The following is a 17934-nucleotide window of genomic DNA, read 5'->3' as shown; positions in this document are numbered from 1 at the left end:
TCCATTTTCCTTAAGTCCATGAGTCTTCAAGCGTCGATGAGGGCTATGCCACGGTTTTTGAAATTGAGTGTGACATCGCTCGTTTCGCGTTGCGTGTGGTTCATTTCATGGTCGATGATGAAGAGCGTGCCGACTTCCGTTTCGACTTCATATTCGATGTGGCCGCCGAGATAGGCCGTGTGCAGCACGCGGCCGGGCATGCCGCTGCCACCCGCCGCGCCGATGGTGATGGCGCCGGGACGCACGGCAAGCTTGGCGCTGCCGGAGCGCGGGCCGCGGCTTCGGACCCGATGTTCCATCGTGCCAACCCGCACAAGGGATTCGTCACCCGTCTGGGAGACGACTTCGCAGGGCACGACGTTCGCCTCGCCCATGAAATCGGCGATGAAGGAGGATGCCGGTGCCTCATAAAGTTCGCGGGGGGCGCCGGATTGGGCGATTTCTCCCTCTTTCATGACGATGATGCGATCCGATACCGCGAGCGCCTCATCCTGGTCATGCGTGACATAAACGGCGGTAAAGCCGATCCTCTGCTGAAGCTCACGAATATCGGTGCGCACGCGCCGGCGCAGGCGCGCATCGAGATTCGACAATGGTTCATCGAGCAGCAGCACCTGCGGCTCCAGCACGAGGGCGCGGGCGACCGCGACGCGCTGCTGCTGGCCGCCGGAGAGTTCCGCCGGCAGGCGGTGGCCCATGCCGGCAAGGCCGACGAGTTTCAGCCCCTCTTCGGCCTTTTCCCGCGCCTCGGCCTTTTTCAGGCCCGAGGACTGGAGGCCGTAAGCGACGTTATCCAGCGCACTCATGTGCGGAAATAGGGCATAGGACTGGAAGACCATCGAGACATCGCGCTCGTTGGCGGGAAGCATGGTCACATCCTTGCCACCGATGAGGATGCGGCCGGAATTGGGATGTTCAAGGCCGGCGAGCATGCGCAGCGTCGTCGTCTTGCCGCAGCCGGAGGGCCCAAGAAGCGTGACGAGCGTGCCGGGCTCGATGGTCAATGACAGATCTGGAATGGCGGTGAATGCGCCGAAGGTCTTGCGGACATTTTCGAAGACGACGGAGCCCGGTTTGACGGTGATCATGCGATTTTCTCCTGAGGGTGAGAAACGGATTTGGCTGCATCGAGGCCCGCGACGCGGTTTTCGCGCCGCAGACGTCTTTCGCCGACGATGAGCTGGAAGCCCGCGATGACGGTGATCATGACGACGATCAGCATTGAGGAATAAGCGATTGCGACACCGTATTCGCCGTTTTCAACGAGGCCGACGATATAGGACGTCGCCATGTTGTATTGGGCGCTGACGAGGAAGATGACCGCGCTGATGGACGTGATGGCCCTGACGAAGGAATAGACCAGCGCCGCCCTGATCGCCGGGCGCAGGAGTGGCAGCACCACCAGGCGAATGGTGCGGAAGCTGTTTGCCCGTAGTGTGAGCGAGGCCTCGTCGAGGCTCTTGTCCAGCTGGCTCATGGCCGCGATGCCACCGCGAACGCCGACTGGCATGTTGCGGAAGACGAAGCAGGCAATGAGGATCAGCGCCGATCCAGTCATTTCGAGCGGTGGCAGGTTAAAGGCCATGATGTAGCTGACGCCGATGACCGTGCCGGGAATGGCAAAGCTCATCATCAAAGCGAATTCGAACAGGTTCCTGCCGGCAAATTTCTGCCGGACGATGATATAGGCCGTCAGCAGCCCGACAGCCGCGGTGAGCGGGGCCGAAATCAGGGCGATCTCCATCGTCGTCCAGAAGGAATTCCACGCGACGCCCGTCCAGGCGATCGAACCATTGCTGAGGCTGACGGAGAAGGCGCGGACGTAATGTTCGATCGTCAGCGTATTATCCAGACCCCAGGTCTTCACGAAACCACCGACGAGGATCATGCCATAAACGACGATGGTAAAGAGCATCCAGGGAACGACGAGCGCGTGTACAGCAATCGACATGGATTTCGGAAGGGCGATATGCGCGCCGCTGTCGCCCTTGCCGGTGACGGTGGCGAAATTCTTGCCTGCCAGCCAGAAGCGCTGGGCGATGAAGGCCGACAGCGTGAAGCAGAGCAGCACGATAGCGAGAACTGCGGCGCGTGACGGGTCATTCTGCGAGCCAACGACAGCGAAGAAGATTTCCGTCGAGAGAACGCCGTGGCTGCCGCCCAGCACCAGGGGATTGCCGAAATCCGCCATGCTTTCGATGAAACCGATCAGAAACGCATTGGCAAGGCCCGGCTTCATCAACGGAAGCGACACACGCCAGAAGGTGCGCCAGCGGTCGGCACGCAGCGTCTGCGACGCCTCTTCCATCGACGGGCTGACGCCCTCGACGACACCGATCAGGACGAGGAACGAAATGGGCGTGAAGGACAGGACCTGCGCGATCCATATGCCCGTTAGGCCATAAAGCCAGCGGCCCGGCTCGATGCCGAAGACGCTCGACATGAATTCGGTGACGACGCCTGCACGGCCGAAAAGCAGAGTCAGGGCAAGACCGATAACGAAGGGCGGGGTGATGATCGGCAGGATCGTCAGCAGCCGCAGACCTTTCTTGAACGGAAAACGCGTGCGGGTGGCGACCAGCGCAAAAGCCAGTCCGAGGATGGTCGATCCCGCCGCCGTCATGATGGCGAGGAAGAGCGTGCGCCATGCGACACCGCAGCGGCCGGCACCGACGACACAGTCCAGGCTCCAGATGCCGGGATCGCGCATATTGCGGATAAATCCGTCGGGATTGAACGAACCGTCAAAGTCCTGAACCGCGCCCACCATCATGCTGCCGATGGGATAAAAGACGAAAACGCAGACCAGGAACACGAGCAGCGAAATAGAGGAGACGACAAAGACGTCGCCCTTCATGAAGCCCCGTTCGGCAAGACCAAAGGAAATGAAGAGCACGAAGACGAAAGCCATCGTCACGGCGCCCGCGCCCATGGAGGGTTGGCCGTCGGCCATGGCGCCGAACAGGCTTTCGGTGGCCTGCCAGGTCCACCCGATAAAGCCGATCGCCAGCCCCTGAAGTACGAGGAAGGCAAGCCCGAAAGCACCGGCGGCCACCAGAAGCCTGCCGCGCAGGATAGGATCGGACAGCGTCCGCGCAACGGCTCCCAGCAGAAAGAAGATCAGGACGCCGAACAGCCAGGTGCGGCCTTCGGTTATCATCTGGAGAATGCCGGGCGCGACCTGCGATGATGTCGGAAAATCCGATAGCCAGCCAAGGCCAAAAAAGCCGCTTTCGATGCGGTACCAGGGCACCAGCACCAGGGCAGCAAGGCCCAAGGCCAGAACAATATCCAGCCTGCGATTGCCATGGGTCATGGTCAACCTCACAAAATTGAGTGTGTCGGAAAGGGGCTGCCTTCGTCATTGAGAAACGAAGGCAGCCGACATGGGATATCAGTTGGCGGCGGCGCCGACGTCCTTGTCCCAGCGCTCCAGCAGGGCCTTGCGCTTTTCAGGATCGCCATAGGTCTTGAAGTCGTAATTGATCAGCTTGATATCCTCGAAGCGTGGTGCTTCCTTCGGAATTTCAGCCGTCTTGTTCGACGGAAGCTGGAACGACTTCGCATCCTTCATGCGCGATTGAACGTCCGGCTGCAGCGCCCAGTCATACCAGGTCTTCGCGTTCTCGAGATTGCGCGCGCCCTTGACGATGGACATGGAGCCGATTTCATAGCCGGTGCCTTCACACGGCGCGACCGACTTTACCGGAAAGCCTTCGGCTGTCTGCGCCACGGCATCATGCATGAAGACGATGCCGACAGCCGTTTCGCCACGCGCAGCTGCCTTGACCGGAGCCGAGCCCGACTTGGTATATTGCGAAATATTGCCGTTGAGCTTCTTCAGATAGTCGAAAGCCTGATCTTCGCCCATGATCTGCACCAGCGAGGCAAGCGCGGTGTAGGCCGTGCCAGAGGAATTCGGGTTGGCGATCTGGATTTCGCCCTTCAGTTCGGGCGCGAGAAGGTCTGCCCAGCACTTGGGTTCCTTGTAGCCCTTCTTCTTGAAGATATCCGTGTTGTACCCCCAGCCGAGCGCACCGGCATAAACGCCGACCGTCTTGTAACCGGCACTCTCTGCCTGGTTCTTTGCCCAGTCCTGCAACTGGTCGAGCATCTTCGATTTATATTCGAGCGTCAGGTTTTCAGAAGCCGCCTGAAGATGCGGATCGCCGGTGCCGGCCCACCAAAGGTCGGTCTTCGGGTTGCGGGCCTCGGCGCGGATCTTGGCATAAGCCTCGCCCGAGGACATGCGCACCATATTGACCTTGATGTCATGGGTCTTTTCGAAGTCACCCTTCATCTGCTCGCAGATCACCACATCTGCGGCGCAGATGAGATTGAGGTCGCCGGCAGCATGGGCCGGAACGCCCAGGAGCGTGGTGCCTGCGAGAAGCAGGCTGGATATGATCGTCAGTCGCATGATTTCCTCCATTGTTTGCGTCTGAATAAGTCTGCGGACATGGCTTCGCCGTTCCACATGCCGGTGGCTGTCGTCCTGGTCCGCTTCAAATCGTCTGGTTATTGGCTGGGGGGATGTACTTCCGTGTCAAACCGGCGCAAAAGCCGTCCCCGTTCTTCCGGTGTGCCGAAGGTCGCGAAGTCGTAGTCGACCATCTTGATCAGCGAGAGGTCCGGCGCGCCTGCCGGCAATGCTGCCTTTGCATTTGATGGCACCTGGTTCTGTCCCGCAGCAGCCCCTGTGGCCTGACCGTCAGGGCTCAACGCAAAGTCCACGAACCGACGGGCTTCCTCCCGGTTTTTCGTGCCCCTGACGATGCTGACCGCACCGATCTCATAACCGGTTCCCTCACAGGGAGCGACGATGACGAGGGGTGCACCCGCCTCCTTCTGCGTGACGGCGTCATGCATGAACGATATGCCGATCACTGCTTCTCCGCGCGCCGCCGCCTTGACGGGCGCCGAACCTGCCTTGGTATATTCGGCCACGTTCTGATCGAGCGCCTTCATGTAGCTGAACGCCTCCTCCTCCCCGAAAAGCTGGACGAGGGTCGCGAGCATGGTGAAGGCGGTGCCCGACGAGTTCGGATTGCCGGCCAATATCTTGCCGCGATAGGTTTCGCTGATCAGGTCTTTCCAGCAGCTTGGAACCGGAAGCCCCTGCCGCTGCAAGAGATCGCTATTATAGGCAAAACCTAGCGCACCCGCATAAATGCCGGCCGATTGCCCACCCGACATGGTGAAGAAGTTTTGCGCCCACGGAAGAACTTCGGTTTCATTCTTCGAGGCATAGGCCTCCAGAAGCCCTTCTGAGGCCGCCTGCAAATGAGTGTCGCCCGTACCGGCCCACCAGACGTCGACCGTGGGGGCGTCCTTTTCTTTTCTGACCTGTTCAAGAATTTCGCCGGTGCTCTTGCGAACCATGATGGTCTGTACGCCGGTTTTCGTCTCGTAAGCGCGTTGCATCGCTGCGCACCAGGCATCATCCGCCGCGCAGAGAATATTCAGCCGTCCATCGGCCTGCGCCCCGGCAGTGCCGAACGCCCACAGGGCTAAACCGGCGCTGAATGCCGCAAGCGATGCTTTCACCTTGTCCTCCCATGGAACCTCCCCGTTCCATTCTTGAGGACAATCATGCCAGAACGACGAATTTCAGCAATCCATTGAATGGTTACCGATTTTTCAACGAAAGACACCTGCGGGCGAGATTGGTTACGAATATTACAAATGTAACACGACCAGTCATCATCGAGCTTTTGAATATTTCATTGCTCTTGCATATGATCGGTGATGGGAGGACTTCATTTTGCAGAAACAGAGGATCGGGATACTGATCGTCGAAGACGATCCTGATATGGCGGAACTGATTGCCGATCTTGTGGAGGCCGAAGGCTGGTCTCCGCTTGTGGTGCACTCGGCAGAAGATGCCGCAGCGACACTGGGACACGAGCAAATCGATCTCGTGCTTCTCGATCACAATCTGCCCGGAATTTCCGGTAGAACCTTCGCCCAGCGCATCCGCACCGAACTGGGACTGAATGTCGGTATCGTGATGGTAACCGCGGCCGGCAGCGCAACCGAGCGCGTGCTGGGTCTGGAAACCGCCGCCGACGACTATGTCGTCAAACCTTTCGAGCCGATTGAACTGACGGCGCGGATCAAGGCGGTTCTGCGTCGCATCGCTCCGTCCCTCAAGGTCGAAAAGGAGCCGGAGCGCGAAACCGAGACGAATTCGCTGAGACTGGGAGACTGGGCGGTCGATCTTTCAGGGCGGCGCGCCGTCTGCCTTGCAGACCGCAGCAGGACGCTGACGACGGCCGAATTCGCCCTTCTGGAAATTCTGGCGGAAACGCCGAACAAGCCGGTCAGTCGATCCCATATCCTCGATCGCCTCGGTGCGGAAAGCGACCGCTTCATCGATCGTAACGTCGATGTTCTCGTGCTTCGCCTGCGCCGGAAGATCGAGCGCAACCCGGATCTGCCGCAACATATCCAGACACGCAGAGGCAAGGGCTACGTCCTGCATACAGACGCGGCAGAGCCGCAATTGTGATCAACAGGCTCTTCCTCCAGTCAATCGCGTTTCGTCTGCCCTTTGCCATCGTCTTCATATGCTCGTCGGTCTTCATTCTGTCGGCTGTCGCAATCTACGGCTTGCAGAAGGCGAAGACCGAAATGGCGACCTACAGCCTGCAGGCGTTCTCCAGCCTTGCGCGCGCTTCGCTCGTGTCGCGACAGGTGGCCGATCTCGTTTCCAGCGCGCCGCTGCTGATGAACGCGACATCGCCTTACCGCGTATCGAGCGAAAGCCGCGCGGTGGTTTCGCAGGTGGACAGCCTTCTTGAGACAATCGCGCAATACAAGAAAGCAGAAACGCAGAACGCCATTCCAAACGACGATATCGTCGAGCTGCTCCAGGCCATTCGCCAACAGACCCTGTCGCTCGCGGCGGACGCGGATGCCGCCCAGCAGCACAAGGCAGAGGCGGCAGCGGCACTAGGCGAAATCGCAACCGGCCAGGCCGTCACCGAAGGCGCCCTTCGCCAGCGCCTGAACGCCATCGTGCAGGCTGCGGCCAATTCCGCCAGCCTGTTCCAGCTGGGTGAATTGCAGCGCCGCTTCACGTCGGAAACCGGCTATTTCATGAACGAGCCCGCTGCAATGGATGACGCGGGAGCCGAGGGGCTTGTACCCTACAAACGCGTGTTCGACGCCCAGACGCAATATCTTCTGGAAATGTTTGCGATCCAGTCCTCCGTATCGAAACTCCACGTCGTCTCCCGCAACCTTTCCCATGCCACCGAAACGCAAAGCGAAGCCGTCGCGCACAGATTGACGCAGGGCCTCGCCTCGGCTTCGGCGGCGCTCACCCGGCTGATCGTCATGGTCGCGATCGCCTTTGTCGTCGTCATCATTCTCTCGACCCTCTCCATCCGCTCCGTCATGCGGGTCTCACATGGCATAACGGCACTTTCGGGCGGCATGAACTCCCTCGCCAATGGCGAGCAGAATGTCAGCCTGCCCACGTACCGAGGCTCGGAAACCGAACTCATCCGCCTGTCGGACGCATTTCACGCCTTCAAGGACAGCGTCGACCGCGTGTCCCGTCTTCGCCGCACGGCCGAAGCCGCGGCCCGAACGATCCGCTCCACCTTCCGGACGATGAACGAGGGCATAGCGCTGTTTAACGCCAACGGCCAGCCCATCACCATGAACAGGCGCATCATCGAGCTTGTCGGAAAGCGCGGCGGTTACTCGAGGAAGCTGCCATTGCGCGCCTTCATCGAAACGATACCGGAGATCGATCCGGGCCTCTTGCCCTCTTCCGACGATCCGGGCGGGCTTGCCAGCCGGATCACCGTGCGCCACCGCACGCAGGACCAGCAGGTCACGGAGATTGCCGTCTCCCGGCAACCGGACGGCGGCATCGTGCTGCTGGCCCGCGACGTGACAGCGCTCGACCGCCAGGAGGCAGAGGCTGCAAAGGCACAGCGGCTTGATGGCATCATGCGCATGACCCATCAGCTCAGCCACGAAGTCGGCAACATGATCGGCATCATTACCGGAAGCCTCGGGCTTCTGGAGCGGGAAACAGGCTTCAGCGAGCGCCAGCAGCGCAACATCAACCGCATCCGTAAAGCCGCCGATCGTGGCCGCCAGCTTGCCAGCAGCATGCTCTCCATCGGCAGCCAGCAGCCGATCCACCCTGCATATGTCGATGTCGCCGCGCTCCTGAAAGGAATGGTGGATGTCCTGGAGATTGCGGTCGGTACGCGCAACCAGATCAACCTTCGTCTTCAGGATGATCTGCCACGGCTGGCGCTGGACGCCGCCCTGTTTGAACAGTCCATCCTCAACCTATGCCTCAACTCAGCCGCAGCCATGCCCACCGGCGGCGTCATCATCATTGCGGCCGAGAAATCGGACAATGTTGTCGAGATTTCCGTGGAGGACAACGGACACGGCATGGATCAGGATGCGGTGGACCGCGCTTTCGAACCCTATTTCACCACGCGCGCCCAACAGGGCGGCACGGGACTTGGCCTCGCCATGGTCTACGGTTTCATGCGTCAAAGCGGCGGTGACGCCAAAATCACGTCGCAGCCCGGTTGTGGTGCGCGCGTATCGCTCACATTCCCGATCTTCGGCAAGCAGGACGATATGCCTGATGACGCGCGATAAAATGACGTGCTGTCATCGCAGGTAACGCTTACGTCAGTATCCCTCGAGGCAGGCACGGAAACAAAAAACCGCCATCGTGAGGATAGCGGTTGCAGCGGGGAATAAGATAAGTTTGATCGTCTTGCTGGAGCGGGCCCCCGGTGTTGCGGAGGTCCGCTCTTATCACTCGTACTGGTTATTTGCGGTAGGCAAGTCCACCCCAGATGCGGCCTTCATCTCTGTGGCGTCCGCCATGCACTGCACCGATATAAGCGGCAGCAGCGGAGACGAGTGCGGAGGCAGCCAGCAGGAACGCGGTCAGAATGCCGGCGATACGGGCTTTTTCAGCAGCATCGGCAGCCTTGTTCTTGGCGTCTTCCAACGCCTTCTGCGCTTCCGCCTTCACAGCCTCAACCTGCTTTTGCGCTTCATCTACCTTCTTCTGCGCTTCAGCTCTGATAGCCTGTACACGTTCAACCGTTTCGTTGACGCGTGCCTGGGCATCCGTCTGGCTGATGTTTGTACGGGCGGCAATCTGATTGGTGAGCCAAGTTTTATCGGCGTCGGAAATCTGGCCGGTTGCAAGCAGATTACCGAGAATACCGCTGATCTGCCGCTGAAAGTCACCGGCGCTTTGATCACCCGGCACGGCGGTGGCCGGAGTGTCGGTTCTCAGCAGCGTATCGGTGAAATAATCGACCGGATTGGTCTTCAAGCCCTGCGGAAGCATCTGCTCGATGCTGGGCGCAGCGGCCTGACCCGCACCTTGCGCGAGACCGCCTGCAGCACTGCCAGCGCCCGAGATGATGCCGCCCGCAAGCTGACCAGCACCCTGCATTGCTCCGCCAACGGCGGAACCCGTGGCCTCGACAGCGGTCTGCGCCACACTGCCCACGGCTTTCGCACCGCCGGACAACACGCCGAGAGCGAGGAACGCGGACACAACCGTTCCGAGACCCCAGACGACCAAACCATTGACGCCGTCACGAACGGTCAATTCGTTCCTGTCGGCAGCCCCGGCGGGGCGACGCATGCGGCCGGCAATGTAACCGCCCAGCATGTAGGAGCCCACCATCGAGAGGATGACGAAAAGCGCGGTGAGGATCAGCCATACGGTACTGACTTCGCCACCATTGTCGGCCGAAATGGAACTCAGTCCCAGACCACCCGCGAATGCGGTGAGGATCGCCATGGCGCCAGAGGAGATAACAGCACCGGCGAAAATGGCAGGCCAATCGACATAGCTGCGGTTAGGATTTGTTTCGATACCCGTTGGATCAACCATCAACGTAGCCCCAGCAATGAGAGAATGAACAGGACAACGACAACTAGACCGACTAGATAGATAATAGAATTCATGTGGTATCTCCTCCGAAAGGACGATCATCCTCCGCGTAGCGGATGATTATAGGCAGCGAGAAATGCGAGCTGATTGCTCTCTGCCCAAACTCGTCGCGCTCGAAAAAGTTTCATTACACGTCAATCTGGCGGAACGATTCTGCGAAAATGTCGGGAGACGATATCGTGGCGGAAATGCTTTTTCGCCGCGGAACGGACATTGGCTTAACGCAGGCCATGATGTCGACAGGCCGATTGCTGCCTGGAAACAGCCGGGCTCATCACACGTCAATCAGTCCTGAAATGTTGTTCCGGTACTTACCGTATCCGGCTCCAACCCCGCTTCGACCCGATTTTCCCCATCGGCCTGCCGGGGCAGAGGAAGCTCAAGCTGGATATTCTCCGTCTCGGGCAGGCTTGCGATGCCGTCACGAAGGGCAAGGTCTTCATAAGATGGCTTGAACGGCATCGAAATCTCCTATTTACGAGAAATAGCCGCCATCCGCTTCTGCAGGTAGCGGCCGTTTTATGCGATCAGCCCTTCACGAAGGCCAGCAGATCGGGGTTGATGACGTCCGCATGGGTCGTCAGCATGCCATGCGGATAGCCCTTGTAAACCTTCAGCGTGCCATTCTTCAGAAGTTTGACTGACAATTCGGCCGAATCTGCGATCGGCACGACCTGGTCGTCATCGCCGTGGAGAACGAGCGTCGGCACCGTGATCGCCTTGAGGTCTTCAGTCTGGTCGGTTTCCGAGAAGGCCTTGACCCCATCATAATGGGCCTTGGCACTGCCCATCATGCCCTGACGCCACCAGTTCCGGATGACACCGGGGTAGATTTTGGCATCCGGCCGGTTGAACCCGTAGAAGGGACCGGCCGGCACGTCGAGGAAGAACTGCGCGCGGTTCTCGGCCACGCCCTTGCGGAAGCTGTCGAAGACTTCGATCGGCAGGCCGCCGGGATTGGAAGGCGTCTTCAGCATCAGCGGCGGAACGGCGGAGACAAGCACGGCCTTGGCAACACGGCCCTGCGGCTGGCCGAATTTCGCGACATAACGTGCCACTTCACCGCCGCCGGTCGAGTGGCCGATATGAACCGCATTCCTGAGATCGAGATGTTCGGCAACGGCGGACGCGTCGGCGGCATAATGATCCATGTCGTGGCCGTCGCTCACCTGCTGCGAACGGCCGTGGCCGCGGCGATCATGCGCCACGACGCGGTAACCGTTCTGAACGAAAAACAGCATCTGCGCATCCCAGTCGTCGGAGGACAGCGGCCAGCCGTGATGGAACACGATCGGCTGGGCATCCTTCGGGCCCCAGTCCTTGAAATAGATTTCGACGCCGTCCTTGTTCTTTACGAATGATTCGGTCATTGGAAATGTTCCTTCGTTGCGGGATGGGATGGATTTTGAAAATGCAAGCGACGGCATGGCCATCGCAGTGGAAAGCGCGGCACCGGCCAGCAGGACATGCCGTCTGGAAATTGCGAGTTCGACAGGATTGTCGGTCATTTTGGTTTCCTGGCTGGCTTCAGCGCGCGCGACGGGTGGTTTCGAACAGGAACCAGGTGCGGCGTTCTGTCTCGTCGATCCAGTTTTCGATCAGGCTGGTAGTCGCGTGGTCATTGAGGTCGGAGGTGAGGTTGTGCGTCTGGCGCAGGATGGCGGTGAGTTGCTTGTTGTCTTCGCGCAGTTCGGCCAGCATATCCTCCGGCGTGACGAAATCGGCGTCGTTATCGAGGAGACGCTTGACGCGGGCGATATGACTGATGGAGCGGATGGTCGTGCCGCCGATCTTGCGCGCCCTTTCGGCGATGTCGTCGGTCATTGCAAAGATCTGGGCGCCCTGTTCGTCGAGCAGCGTGTGATAATCGCGGAAATGCGGGCCGGAAACATGCCAATGGAAATTCTTGGTCTTGATGTAGAGCGTGAAGACGTCCGCCAGCAGCGCGGTCAGCGCAGCGGAGATTTCGCGGCTCGCTTCAGTCGCGAGATCGGTCGGCGTTGCGAGTGGAAGCTTGCGGTTTTTGGCAGCTGTGGTCGTGTCCATGATCGTTCTCCTTCGGCAATCGACCGCTCGTTGTTGAGCGCCCCTGTTGCGGCTGTCTGATCGGCACCGAGAATAGGGAGAAGGATGGTCGAAGAGAAATCGGCTGCTGGTACAGTCCACCCGATACCTAAGTGTAGTTTCGGCAAGGCCTGGCCTGCGATAATTTCTGCCTGTCGCCCCGCCCCAGGGCGATTGGCTCGCAGAAGCCAGAAACTCCGGCGTCCCCTCCCCGGAGCCGCGGATCTCCCTCCCGATCCGCCAAGGCCGCCCCCGCCGCAGGAGGCGGCCTTTTTTTTCATTTTGGCCGCGGGAACGCAGGCAACCTATGCCTGAGTATTATGTTTACTCCTTCGCAGTTGCGTTAGCGTCATGACTATCGTCAATCCGCACAATCGAAGGAACCTCTGACATGGCAGAAGAACGGCCGGAAGGTATTGAAAAATACAATCACCCAGCCGGTGGCTGGGATGCATTGAAGGCCGTCGCGAAGACGCTCGCGCATCAGCAGATCATCGCGCAGGGCACCATGACGCTGCTCAAGGCCAATCAGCCCGAGGGTTTCGACTGTCCCGGCTGCGCCTGGCCCGATCCCCAACACACCTCATCCTTCGAGTTCTGCGAAAACGGCGCCAAGGCCATCACCTGGGAATCGACCGCGAAACGATCCGGGCCTGAGTTCTTCGCGCAGCATACGGTTTCCGAACTGTGGCAGTGGACGGATCACAAGCTGGAAGATGCCGGCCGGCTGACCCTTCCCCTGCATTACAACGCCGACAGCGATCGCTACGAGCCAATCGCCTGGCACGATGCCTTCCATCTGATCGCGCAGGAATTGAACAAGCTCGATAATCCCGACAAGGCGGAATTCTACACTTCCGGCCGGGCCTCCAACGAGGCTGCGTTTCTCTATCAGCTTTTCGTGCGCGCCTATGGGACGAACAATTTCCCTGACTGTTCCAACATGTGCCACGAGGCGACCAGCGTCGGGCTTCCGAAATCCATCGGCGTCGGCAAAGGCACGGTAACGCTGGAGGATTTTGATTATGCCGATGCGATCTTCAGCTTCGGCCACAATCCCGGCACCAACCATCCGCGGATGATGACGACGCTGCACAATGCCGCCAAACGCGGCGTGCCGATCGTCGTCTTCAATCCGCTGAAGGAACGGGCGCTGGAACGCTTCGCCGCACCACAGGACCCGATCGAAATGGCGACGCTGTCGTCGACGCCCATCGCCTCCGCCTATCATCAGCTCCGCACCGGCGGCGATCTCGCCGCCCTGAAGGGCATCATGAAGGCGGTGTTCGAACTGGATGCGGAAAACCTTGGTGCGGGTGGCGCCGGCGTGCTCGATCGAGCCTTCATCGAGGAACACACGGCCGGCCTCGAGGCGCTGCGTGCCGATATCGATGCGACCTCCTGGGACATCATCTCATCCGTCAGCGGACTGACGAAAGAGGCGCTTGAAAGCGCTGCCCGGATTTATGTGAAGGCCTCGAACGTCATCATCTGTTACGGCATGGGCATCACGCAGCACGCCAAGGGCACCGGCAATGTGCAGCAGATCGCAAACCTGCTCTTGCTGCGCGGCAATATGGGCCGCCCGGGCGCTGGCATAGCGCCCATTCGCGGCCATTCCAACGTGCAGGGAGACCGCACCGTCGGCATTACCGAAATCCCGAACAAGGCGCTGCTGGATGGCATGGAGCGCGCTTTCGGTTTTCGGCCGCCTGCGGAAAAGGGGCATAATGCCATCGAAGCCATCGAGGCGATCATTGCCGGGAAATCCCGGGCGCTCATCTGCCTTGGCGGAAATCTCGCCGTCGCCATGTCGGATACGGCCGCGACCTTCGAGGGCATGCGCAAACTCGATCTCGTCGTTCACATTGCGACAAAACTCAACCGCTCGCATCTTCTGACGGCCAGAACATCGCTGATCCTGCCGTGCTTCGGACGCACCGATCTCGATACGCAGGCCTCTGGCCCGCAGGCGGTGACCGTCGAAGATTCGATGTCGATGGTGCATGCCTCGCGCGGTTTCCTCAACCCGCCGGGAGAGCTTGTAAGATCGGAGCCAGCCATCATCGCCGCTATTGCCAAAGCGACCGTCGGTAACCGTTACGGAATTGACTGGGATTGGCTGATTGCCGATTACGACCGCGTCCGTGACAAGATCGAAGAGGTCTTTCCCGATTTCAGGGATTTCAACAGCCGGGTCCGCATGAAGGGCGGCTTTCGCCTCGATGTCGCAGCGTCCTATCGTCGGTGGAATACGGAAAGCGGCAAGGCCAATTTCCTCGTCGCCACGGGGCTTGAGGAAGATCCGCTCATCTCCAATCCTGACGCGCTCGTCCTGACCACGATCCGCAGCCACGACCAGTACAATACGACGATCTATGGCATGGATGACCGTTATCGCGGCGTCTTCGGGCGCAGGGACATTATTTTCATGAACCGGCACGACCTTGCCGAACGTGGTCTGAAGGACGGCGATCGCATCGACATTCACGGCATCGGCGCAGAAAGCGCGGATAGACACCTCGTGCAGGGTTTTACCGCCGTCGAATACAATATCCCAAAGGGTTCGGCGGCCGGTTATTATCCGGAGATGAATGCGGTGGTGGCGCTTGGCCATTATGATCGCCTGTCCGGAACGCCCTCCTACAAGGGTGTTCCGATCACCATAAGCCCGGCGGCGACCTGACGAACGCGGGACAGGCGCGCAAGGCAGCGATCGCTTCGCGCTTTTCTTTCCGCCGCCCCGTGTCAAATTCACGGAAACCTCACCACCAGCCATCTTGCATGGCTGTGGATGACCGGCCGTACATGCGGATTTTTCGATATATCGCCGCACCGTTTTCCCGCTATCCTGATGTTTCGACGACGGGGGCAACCAAGACCTATGTATAGGTCAGGTTGTGCTGAAAAACCCGTATTGTCTGCAAAAATCGCATCGGGGGAACAATGTCGATTGCGTCAAGGATGTTTCGTGCTCGCGAGCCGGAAGGCGGAACGCACCATCTGGCCTTTGGCCTTGGGGCGCTGGCGCTGGCGGCCGCGGTATTTTACGTCGATACCTATACCGACATAGAAGGCGCGATCGCGGTGCTCTATGTGATCACGATCCTTTTGGCCGCCCAGGCGATAACCCGGTCCGGACTGATCGCGATCTCCTGTATCTGCGCCATTCTTTCCCTGTTGTCCTATGGGGCAACGCATGCAGAGGACGCGGATTTCCAGTCGGCCCTTCGATTGGTCGTCGCCCTTGCAGCACTTGCCGTCACGACCATGCTGCTTCTGAAAACGGAAACCGCCCGACTGGCGATGTTGTCCGTCAACGCGGCGCTGAAGGAAAGCGAGGAGCGCTATCGCTCCATTTTCGACCGCACGCGCGTCGCACTCTGGGAGCGTGACTATTCGAAGCTTCACGCTCTGCTCATGGGCCTCAGGCAGCAGGGGATTACCGACATGCACGCCCATGCACGCGCCAATCCGGGTTTCACGCAACAATGTATCGATCTCATCACGGTCGTTGCTTCGAACGAAGCCGGTAAGGAAATGCTGGGCTACGACTCCTCGATCCGCGGTACCCTTCAGCAATCGGTCGTTTCCGCCTCCAGCAAGTTCGTTGATGTGTTGCAGGCGATCATGGACAACCGCCGTGTCTTCGAAGACAAGGTCGTGGTACGCACCGACAGCGGCGAAGACAAGCTTGTGCTGCTTTCCATCAGTTTCCCCGCGGAGGCGGCCTCCTTCAACCGGGTGGTGGTCAGCATGGTGGATGTCACTCAGCGCGAAATGGAGCTGAAGGCGCTGGCGGAAGCACAGGCGGAACTGACGAAGGCCTCCAAGGCGGCGGCTGTCGGCGCCATGTCCGCATCGCTCTCTCACGAATTGAACCAGCCGCTCGGTGCCATCATCGTCAATGCGCAGACATTGCTGCGGTGGCTCGATCGCGATCCGCCGGATCTCGCGGCCGCCCGCCGCTCGGCCGAACGCATGATCCGCGATGGCGAGCGCGCCAGTGACATCATCCAGAACACACGCAGCCTGCTCGCCCATACCAGCGGCAAGGTGGAAACCTTCGACCTCGATGAGTTCATCGATGAAACGCTCAGCCTTCTCGAACATGAGCTGGAGCGCAGCGGCACCACGGTCCATGTGGAAAATGAGGCCACGCCGCCGATAACGGCCGTCAGGATCGAATTGCAGCAGGTTCTCATCAACCTCCTCACCAATGCCATTCAGGCAATGGACGAGGCGGGTATCAGCAATCGCACCATCACGGTACGAAAAGAGCGCGAAGACGGGGATAATATTCAGATCGCGGTTGAGGACAGTGGCCCCGGCTTTCCCGCGCAGATGAAAGACAAGCTGTTTTCGCCGTTTTTCACGACGAAGGAGACGGGAATGGGCATGGGGCTTTCCATTTGCCGCACGACATTGGAAGCACGCGGCGGCAGGCTGACCGGTGACAATCATCCTCTCGGCGGGGCGGTCTTTACCATTTCCATGCCGATCAGCCAGGAGATGGAACATGTCTGAGCCACGCAAGACAACGAAGGAGCCGCTTTCACCCGTCGTTTTCATCGTCGATGACGATGTGTCGATGCGGGAGGCGCTTACCGATCTTTTCCGCTCCATGAAATTCGATGCCGAAGCTTTCGACAGCGCCGCCGCTTTCCTCGAAAAAGCTAATCTGAACCGGCACGGCTGCCTGCTGCTGGATGTGCGGCTTCCGGGCATAAGCGGCCTTGATTTCCAGGTGCAGCTGGAACGCGTCGGCAACAGGATGCCGATCATTTTCATGACCGGCTTCGGTGATATTCCGATGAGCGTGCGGGCGATGAAGGCGGGAGCCGTGGATTTTCTGACCAAGCCCTTCAAGGAACAGGACATTCTGGATGCCGTCGCGGCTGCGATGGAACGGGATGCGTCACGCCGCCGCGAAAGTGCCCAGAACGAGGCCGTCACCTCCCTTGCCGGACAACTGACGCCAAGGGAGCGTGAGGTCATGGGCGCCGTTGTCCGCGGCCTGATGAACAAACAGATCGCCTACGAACTCGGTATCAGCGAAGTTACCGTGAAGCTGCACCGGGGCAATGTGATGCGCAAAATGGAGGCAAGATCGGTGGCCGACCTTGTTCGGAAGGCGGAACTGATCGGCGAGAAGCTCCGACCACCTGTATCTTAGTATGGTATCTTTCAAACGGGCCTGAGCGCATAGAGAAAGAAAGAAACAGAAAAGGTCGCTCTCATTGCCCCCCGTTCCCGTCATTGCCGTCGTCGACGACGATCCCGCTATCCGCGAAGCCATGGATGATCTCATCATGTCCTTCGGTTACGAATGCCGCCTGTTTGCATCTGCCGAGCATTTTCTGGAGTCGCAGCAGCAGGCGGGCATCGACTGCATCGTCGTGGATGTGAAAATGCCCGGTCTGTCCGGCATAGAGTTGCAGAGCGAGCTGAACCGGCGTGGCAGCCATCCGCCGATGATATTCGTAACCTCCTACGAGGATGAACGCACCCGGAATGCGGCCCTGAGCGGCGGCGCTTTGGCTTTTCTTCGCAAGCCGGTCAATATCGGCAATCTGATCGGATGCCTGGAATCCGTTCTCGGCCAGCGGCCCTGACCGCAGCGTGACGCTCGGCCACCTGGCAATCGAGCAGTCGCCGCCTTTCCCAGACTGCGCAGACAGCCTTCCATCGCGCTGACCGCCCCCCTATCTCCATGAATATCCGTCACTATGTATGCCCCGACGCCTTGCCGTCCGGGCACGCATTGCCGTTGAGCGCATGACTTCCGGCGCGCATGTCTCCCGCCAACACCTTCCGCTATAAGAACTAGACCTCTGTATAGATGCCGGCGCCTCCACCTCGCCGTAGCCTTTGTTCCAGTCAAGCGCCTCCGTTCCGGACGGCCC

At 59.6% G+C, this 17934-nt stretch carries 14 protein-coding genes; 6 read left to right on the top strand and 8 right to left on the bottom strand.

Annotated features, from left to right (window positions below; genetic code table 11):
* Positions 1–26: 26 nt before the first annotated feature.
* The 4 genes from ATU_RS22465 to ATU_RS22450 all read right to left on the bottom strand — a co-directional run bounded on the left by ATU_RS22465 (position 27) and on the right by ATU_RS22450 (position 5547).
* Positions 27–1088, bottom strand: coding sequence for an ABC transporter ATP-binding protein (locus ATU_RS22465; RefSeq protein WP_010974159.1), 1062 nt, complete (start codon positions 1086–1088; stop codon positions 27–29).
* Positions 1085–3316, bottom strand: a complete 2232-nt coding sequence (locus ATU_RS22460; protein ID WP_010974158.1) for an ABC transporter permease — start codon at positions 3314–3316, stop codon at positions 1085–1087. Before ATU_RS22460 ends, ATU_RS22465 begins: the two co-directional genes overlap by 4 nt.
* 78 nt (positions 3317–3394) lie before the next feature.
* Positions 3395–4420 carry an ABC transporter substrate-binding protein gene (locus ATU_RS22455; protein ID WP_010974157.1) on the bottom strand — a complete coding sequence of 342 codons (1026 nt, stop codon included), beginning with the start codon at positions 4418–4420 and terminating at the stop codon, positions 3395–3397.
* A 98-nt stretch (positions 4421–4518) separates the two neighbouring features.
* Positions 4519–5547 carry an ABC transporter substrate-binding protein gene (locus ATU_RS22450; protein ID WP_010974156.1) on the bottom strand — a complete coding sequence of 343 codons (1029 nt, stop codon included), beginning with the start codon at positions 5545–5547 and terminating at the stop codon, positions 4519–4521.
* Between the two features lie 217 nt (positions 5548–5764).
* Here ATU_RS22450 and ATU_RS22445 point away from each other — a divergent pair, with 217 nt between their 5' ends.
* Together ATU_RS22445 and ATU_RS22440 are read left to right on the top strand one after the other, a co-directional pair.
* Positions 5765–6511 (top strand): response regulator transcription factor, encoded by a 747-nt coding sequence (locus tag ATU_RS22445; RefSeq protein WP_010974155.1) that lies wholly within the window; start codon positions 5765–5767, stop codon positions 6509–6511.
* Positions 6508–8640, top strand: coding sequence for a sensor histidine kinase (locus ATU_RS22440; RefSeq protein WP_010974154.1), 2133 nt, complete (start codon positions 6508–6510; stop codon positions 8638–8640). The genes ATU_RS22445 and ATU_RS22440 overlap by 4 nt, the downstream gene beginning before the upstream one ends.
* A 175-nt stretch (positions 8641–8815) precedes the next feature.
* Here the strand turns inward: ATU_RS22440 and ATU_RS22435 are convergent, their stop codons facing one another.
* The 4 genes from ATU_RS22435 to ATU_RS22425 form a co-directional block, all read right to left on the bottom strand.
* Complete coding sequence (locus tag ATU_RS22435; protein WP_010974153.1) at positions 8816–9904, bottom strand: coiled-coil domain-containing protein; 1089 nt, start codon at positions 9902–9904, stop codon at positions 8816–8818.
* A gap of 345 nt (positions 9905–10249) precedes the next feature.
* Positions 10250–10426, bottom strand: a complete 177-nt coding sequence (locus ATU_RS26600; RefSeq protein ID WP_162854817.1) for a hypothetical protein — start codon at positions 10424–10426, stop codon at positions 10250–10252.
* Between the two features lie 65 nt (positions 10427–10491).
* Positions 10492–11472 (bottom strand): alpha/beta fold hydrolase, encoded by a 981-nt coding sequence (locus tag ATU_RS22430; protein WP_010974151.1) that lies wholly within the window; start codon positions 11470–11472, stop codon positions 10492–10494.
* Positions 11473–11491: 19 nt separating this feature from the next.
* Positions 11492–12010, bottom strand: coding sequence for a Dps family protein (locus tag ATU_RS22425; RefSeq protein ID WP_010974150.1), 519 nt, complete (start codon positions 12008–12010; stop codon positions 11492–11494).
* 409 nt (positions 12011–12419) lie between these two features.
* Between ATU_RS22425 and ATU_RS22420 the strand changes: the two genes are divergently transcribed.
* The 4 genes from ATU_RS22420 (at position 12420) to ATU_RS22405 (ending at position 17643) form a co-directional block, all read left to right on the top strand.
* Positions 12420–14714 (top strand): FdhF/YdeP family oxidoreductase, encoded by a 2295-nt coding sequence (locus tag ATU_RS22420; RefSeq protein ID WP_010974149.1) that lies wholly within the window; start codon positions 12420–12422, stop codon positions 14712–14714.
* A 260-nt stretch (positions 14715–14974) separates the two neighbouring features.
* Entirely contained in the window at positions 14975–16555 is a 1581-nt protein-coding gene (locus tag ATU_RS22415) for a sensor histidine kinase (RefSeq protein ID WP_010974148.1), read from the top strand.
* The gene (locus tag ATU_RS22410) at positions 16548–17204 is read left to right on the top strand and encodes a response regulator transcription factor (protein ID WP_010974147.1); all 657 of its coding nucleotides are present in this window, start codon (positions 16548–16550) and stop codon (positions 17202–17204) included. The genes ATU_RS22415 and ATU_RS22410 overlap by 8 nt, the downstream gene beginning before the upstream one ends.
* A 64-nt stretch (positions 17205–17268) precedes the next feature.
* Complete coding sequence (locus ATU_RS22405) at positions 17269–17643, top strand: response regulator transcription factor (RefSeq protein WP_006311406.1); 375 nt, start codon at positions 17269–17271, stop codon at positions 17641–17643.
* Positions 17644–17934 lie beyond the last annotated feature (291 nt).

This window comes from Agrobacterium fabrum str. C58, assembly GCF_000092025.1.
In the GTDB taxonomy this organism is placed as follows: Bacteria; Pseudomonadota; Alphaproteobacteria; order Rhizobiales; family Rhizobiaceae; genus Agrobacterium; species Agrobacterium fabrum.
Note: the sequence above shows the minus strand (reverse complement) of the source record. Positions and strands in the feature narration are given on the sequence as shown.